This is a genomic window from Nostoc sp. (assembly GCF_036917575.1).
Classification (GTDB): domain Bacteria; phylum Cyanobacteriota; class Cyanobacteriia; order Cyanobacteriales; family Nostocaceae; genus Nostoc.
This window is the reverse complement of record NZ_JBALDC010000024.1, coordinates 1-5217: the sequence shown is the minus strand read 5'-3', so window position 1 is coordinate 5217 and position 5217 is coordinate 1. Positions and strand designations below refer to the sequence as shown.

Below are 5217 nucleotides of genomic sequence, written 5' to 3'. Positions count from 1 at the left end.
ACTACGTGCTTATCAGACATATAAGCCTTTAAGTTGGTTACATTCTGATGATCTAAGCATTCGGTAAATTGTTCAAGTTATTTTTACATGATGCCCTAGTTCGTGCAGGTGTTGCTAAGGAAGATATAGTTTTGGCATTCCATGAGCCTAAGATGCGTCAGTACACAGATTTTGCAGTGGCATCGTAGCGGTGACGTTTCGGTTTGAATATCTTGCTCGCTGCTAACCCAAAATTACGTGCTCATCTGTACGTAACCAAATAGTCACAAAAATGGGGTTTAACGCGTTAATCCTCAACTGGATATCAACATATTATCGCTCAAATGAGTTAAATTCGTTAAGACCACCTTAACAGAGATACCCCCTGACACTCCCCCATTCCCCATTTCCCTAACATATTTGTCAAATTAACTGTTAATTTTTTAGTTGTTGGGCTTTATAACAAAGACTACTGACAACTTTATTTAAGATGCTAACTCTGTTCAAAACAATTCGAGATGAGATCGCAAGTTGGTGGTCGGAATTCACCCTCCAGACCAAACTGCTGGCTGTGGCCACAATGGTAGTTTCGTTGGTGATGAGTGGTTTGACCTTCTGGGCTGTGAATACAATTCAGCAGGATGCGCGGATGAATGACACTCGCTTTGGTCGTGACTTAGGGCTGCTGCTTGCTGCCAACGTTGCCCCCTTGGTCGCGGACAATAATCTCACAGAGGTTGCCCAATTTTCCCAACGCTTTTATAGCAGCACCTCTAGTGTGCGTTATATGCTTTATGCCGATGAAAATGGGGAAATCTTTTTTGGCATTCCTTTTTGGGAAGCGGAGGTAGAAAACTCCCTTACCATTAAACGGCGAATACAACTGCCAGAAGATTACCCTGGGGATGGGGAAAAGCCGATGGTGCGGCAACATACAACACCAGATGGGATAGTCACTGATGTATTTATTCCCCTGATTGTTAATAAAAAATACTTAGGTGTATTAGCGATCGGGATCAACCCCAATCAAACTGCTGTTATCTCCACCAATTTTACCCGCGATGTCACCATTGCCGTTTTTATCACAATTTGGGTAATGGTGATATTGGCAGGAGTGATTAACGCCTTGACCATCACCAAGCCGATTAAAGAACTACTGGTGGGGGTGAAGCAAATTGCTACCGGGAATTTTAAGCAACGAATTAATTTACCTTTAGGCGGCGAACTAGGGGAATTAATTTTAAGCTTTAATGAGATGGCAGAGCGATTAGAGCGCTATGAAGAACAGAATATTGAAGAACTGACCGCAGAAAAAGCCAAGTTAGAAACCTTAGTTTCCACGATCGCAGATGGTGCGGTGTTGATTGATAACAATATGCAGGTGATTTTAGTCAACCCTACAGCAGAGCGAATTTTTGGCTGGGAAGCCGCTAATGTAGTAGGTTGCAACGTCTTACATCACTTGCCAGGATCAGTACAAATCGAAATCACCCGTCCCTTGTACGAAATGGCAGCAGGCGAATGTGAAAGCGCCGAATTCCGAATTTTTATTAAACAACCCACTCCACGAACGATCCGCATTCTCTTGACTACAGTACTCAATCTGCAAAGAGAAAGCATCAAAGGTATTGCGATTACTATTCAAGATATAAGCCGTGAAGTCGAACTAAACGAGGCAAAAAGTCAATTTATCAGCAACGTTTCTCACGAACTGCGAACGCCTCTATTTAACATTAAAACTTATATTGAAACCCTGCACGACTACGGCGAAGACTTAGCTGTACAAGAACGGCAAGAGTTTCTGCAAACAGTCAACCATGAAACCGATCGTTTAACCCGGCTAGTTAACGATGTTTTGGATTTATCAAAACTCGAATCTGGTCGCAACTACAGCTTTGATGGCGTAGATTTAGCCCAAGCAATTGAGCAAACCTTGCGTACTTACCAACTCAATGCAAAAGATAAAGGTGTTGAACTTGTTCAAGAAGTTGCTCCTAATTTGCCGCTAGTATTAGGTAATTACGATCTGTTAGTACAAGTGTTTGGCAACCTGATTGGTAATGCCCTTAAATTCACCAAAGCCGGTGGTAAAGTCGCAATCCGCGCCTACCAACTAGATTTCAAACCCAATCACACCGAATCTGCTCCTGTGCGAATTGAAATTTCTGATACTGGAATTGGCATCGCCACAGAAGATCAACACTCAATTTTTGAACGCTTCTTTCGCGTGGAAAACCGAGTTCACACTTTAGAAGGTACGGGTTTGGGTTTATCAATTGTGAGAAATATTATCGACAGACATCGTAGTAAAGTCTATCTAGTGAGTGAAGTCGGTATTGGCACCACCTTTTGGTTCGACTTAGCCACCTTTGAGGAAAAAGCGGCAACGATACAAGTTGAACCTATTGCAGAGACATCCAAAATTACCACAGTTTGAAAATTGCAGAACCATCTAAAATCTATCACAGCTTGAAGATTAGGGATTGGGCATGGTTTGTTATTTTTGATCATTCCCGATAGTGGCGATTTTAGATGAGGCGTTTGAGGAGACTGCCGCATGAAGGAGGGATAGCTGCACTAGACTATAAGTAGGTTGAATTGACTCGATATCTATATCTATAGGAATCCTATTTGATTTTTGAAAAAGAATACGAGAGAATACGTAGGAGAGCAAAAGTGTAAGAACAAACAATGGTAAAGCAGCATTCACAAACGGCAATACCGACTGTGGGAGTGACAACTGTGATATTTCCATCTGAAGAAACCGCCTTGGATGCGATAGCAGAACTACAAGAATTTATAGCTCTTCGCCCAAATGCCCGTGAGGTAAGGAAAGCGCTGGCAGTAAAGTTAGTTTATCAAGGTTACTTGTATGAAGAAATTCAAACAATTTTAGATGTATCACTGGGTTTGATAACAGGTTGGAAGCAGGCCTACGAACAGTACGGAATTGATGGATTGCGCTTAGATCACAAAGGCAAAAAAAGTTACTTAAGTAGCGAACAAAGAGAACAGGTATTGAGTTGGTTGCAAACCAAGGATTTTTGGGAACTGGGGGAACTCGAATATAAACTAGCTTTTGAGTATGATGTGATTTATGAGTCAAAACAAAGCTACTATGACTTGTTCAACGCAGCAGGAATTAGTTGGAAGAAAACCACCAAAGTAAACCCTAAAGGAAATCCAAATGCTGTCGCAGAAAAAAAAAAAGAGCTTGAAACAGTGTTGGCAGATAACCGGGAGGAAATCGAAGCAGGAAAGTTAAGAGTACTGCTAATAGATGAGTGTCATTTAATGTGGGGAGATTTAAGTGGTTATGTATGGGGTAGAAGTGACCAAGAAATAGCAGTTCCAGTAGTTAACGAGCGAGAAAAGCAAACATATTATGGTGCTGTTGACTACCTCGAAGGAGAGTTAATTCTCAAAGCCTACGAAGCCGGAAACTCAAAAAATACTATCGACTACCTACGATATTTACTAGCTGAATCGAAGGAACAGCGATTGCTGATTTTTTGGGATGGTGCGAGCTACCATCGTTCTAAAGAAATTCAAGATTTCTTGTCCGAGGTAAATCAAGATTTACCAACAGAGGAATGGAAAATACATTGTGTTCGTTTTGCTCCCAATTGCCCTACGCAAAATCCGATTGAAGATATTTGGTTGCAAGCAAAAACATGGGTTCGACGCTTCTGCGCCTTAATTCCAACATTCCTGCATCTAAAGTGGATGGAAGAAGTGGTTTATTCGACACACTACATTTGATTTCGCCACCCTTCAGATGTACGGAGTTTTTTCAAAAATCAAATAGGATTCCTATATGAAAGCAATTGAAATCACAGCGACAATTAATTCTAATTTAGCTGGGGAGACAATTTAAATATAAGATCATAACTATTTAGGTCTGTACTAGACTCAACATAGAAGCGTTATATTCTCTACTCCCCAGAGAACCCAAATCAAGACCTTAATATCACGAACAACAAACAGACCAATAATAAACCCAAAAGTAACAGCAAAGCCTGATTGCGTTTTACCCAACTTTTCACAGTTACCGCAAAACTGTTAGTGTAACGCTGCTGTTGCAAATCTAACTTTGTCTCTTCAATATTTTGGTAGAGGGTACAGTCTTTAGCATAGGGACGCTGAGGAAAATTGCAAGTATCATCAGCATGATAGGTGCAGGTGTCGCACAGATACCCGTCCCCAGTGGCGCGGTGTAATGGAATACCAGGATGACCGTAAGCTTTGAGTGTCGTCCGGCAATAGGGACAACTAATAGCTTGACTATCAACGAGTTGATGGCAGTGGGGACAAGATACAGTAGCCAAAACCTTTAGCGCAAATAGGTAAACACTATGATTCTAACTATTCTTGAATTTTACTAACAATAGAGGCAAAAATTGTTATAAAGGAGAAATTATTAGATGCGTTTGCCCTGCACGATCGCTTTAATTTGTTAAACGTCAATTAAGCAAGCTGACTACTAAACTAGTGCATCGGGGCAGAAATAACTAACCAGTTGAAGCAGTATTTGGATAGCCTAAAAACTTCCAAACAAATGGTTTCGCAAATGTCCGATTAAAGTAATCAATGAAATTCACAATTTGGCATTTAAGGTTATTGGTTGAAGTAAAGTTTCCACGTCTAAGTAAACGACGCGTCAGTATACTAAACCAACACTCAATTTGATTAAGCCATGAACTATGTTTTGGTGTATAAACAAAGCGAATACGGTGGCTTGTATCAATCAAAAAGGCTGCACGAGATTCCATTGAACGTAAAATACCAGACTTACCTTTAATGCCTAAATCGATATGGATATCACAATTTTTTGCTACAAGTCGAACTAAAGACTCAGATTTATGAGTGTTAAGTTGGTCAGTGACAAAAATCCATCCGTCAGATGGTTTGGTTGCTATAATCGCAGCGATATGACGGTTAAAATCTTCTTCATTGCGTGTTGGAGCAATAGTAAAATGATATATCCCTCCATTTGCCACATCCCATGATGCTCCCGAGAAAGTGTTCCATGCCGAATATATTCAAATTCTTGAAATTCGATTTTACCTGGTTTCATTGTATCTGTTGGATATGCTCGTTCCAGAGCCTGAATACCAGTCATTTCATCAATACTTACAGTATGTATAGGAATCCTATTTGAGTTTTGAACAAATCCCGTACATCTGAAGGGTGGCAAAATCAAAGGTAGTGTGTTGAATGAACCATTCAAACATCCAC

The 5217-nt window shown here is 40.6% G+C and carries 4 protein-coding genes and 1 pseudogene; 3 read left to right on the top strand and 2 right to left on the bottom strand.

Annotation, left to right across the window (positions count from 1 at the left end):
- Nucleotides 1–95: 95 nt before the first annotated feature.
- The 3 genes and pseudogenes from V7K79_RS05560 to V7K79_RS05550 form a co-directional block, all read left to right on the top strand.
- Nucleotides 96–188 (top strand): annotated as a pseudogene (locus V7K79_RS05560) (element excision factor XisI family protein); the annotation flags it as partial.
- Nucleotides 189–469: 281 nt separating this feature from the next.
- The gene (nblS, locus tag V7K79_RS05555) at nt 470–2416 is read left to right on the top strand and encodes a two-component system sensor histidine kinase NblS (RefSeq protein WP_335045470.1); all 1947 of its coding nucleotides are present in this window, start codon (nt 470–472) and stop codon (nt 2414–2416) included.
- A gap of 254 nt (nt 2417–2670) precedes the next feature.
- A protein-coding gene (locus V7K79_RS05550; protein WP_442938888.1) for an IS630 family transposase occupies nt 2671–3787 on the top strand; the annotation gives its coding sequence in 2 pieces (ribosomal slippage) (nt 2671–3714 and nt 3716–3787; 1116 coding nt in all).
- A 148-nt stretch (nt 3788–3935) separates the two neighbouring features.
- Here V7K79_RS05550 and V7K79_RS05545 read toward each other — a convergent pair.
- Nucleotides 3936–4307 carry a zinc ribbon domain-containing protein gene (locus tag V7K79_RS05545; RefSeq protein WP_335045468.1) on the bottom strand — a complete coding sequence of 124 codons (372 nt, stop codon included), beginning with the start codon at nt 4305–4307 and terminating at the stop codon, nt 3936–3938.
- 183 nt (nt 4308–4490) lie between these two features.
- Nucleotides 4491–4979 carry a transposase gene (locus tag V7K79_RS05540; RefSeq protein ID WP_335045466.1) on the bottom strand — a complete coding sequence of 163 codons (489 nt, stop codon included), beginning with the start codon at nt 4977–4979 and terminating at the stop codon, nt 4491–4493.
- Nucleotides 4980–5217: the final 238 nt, after the last annotated feature.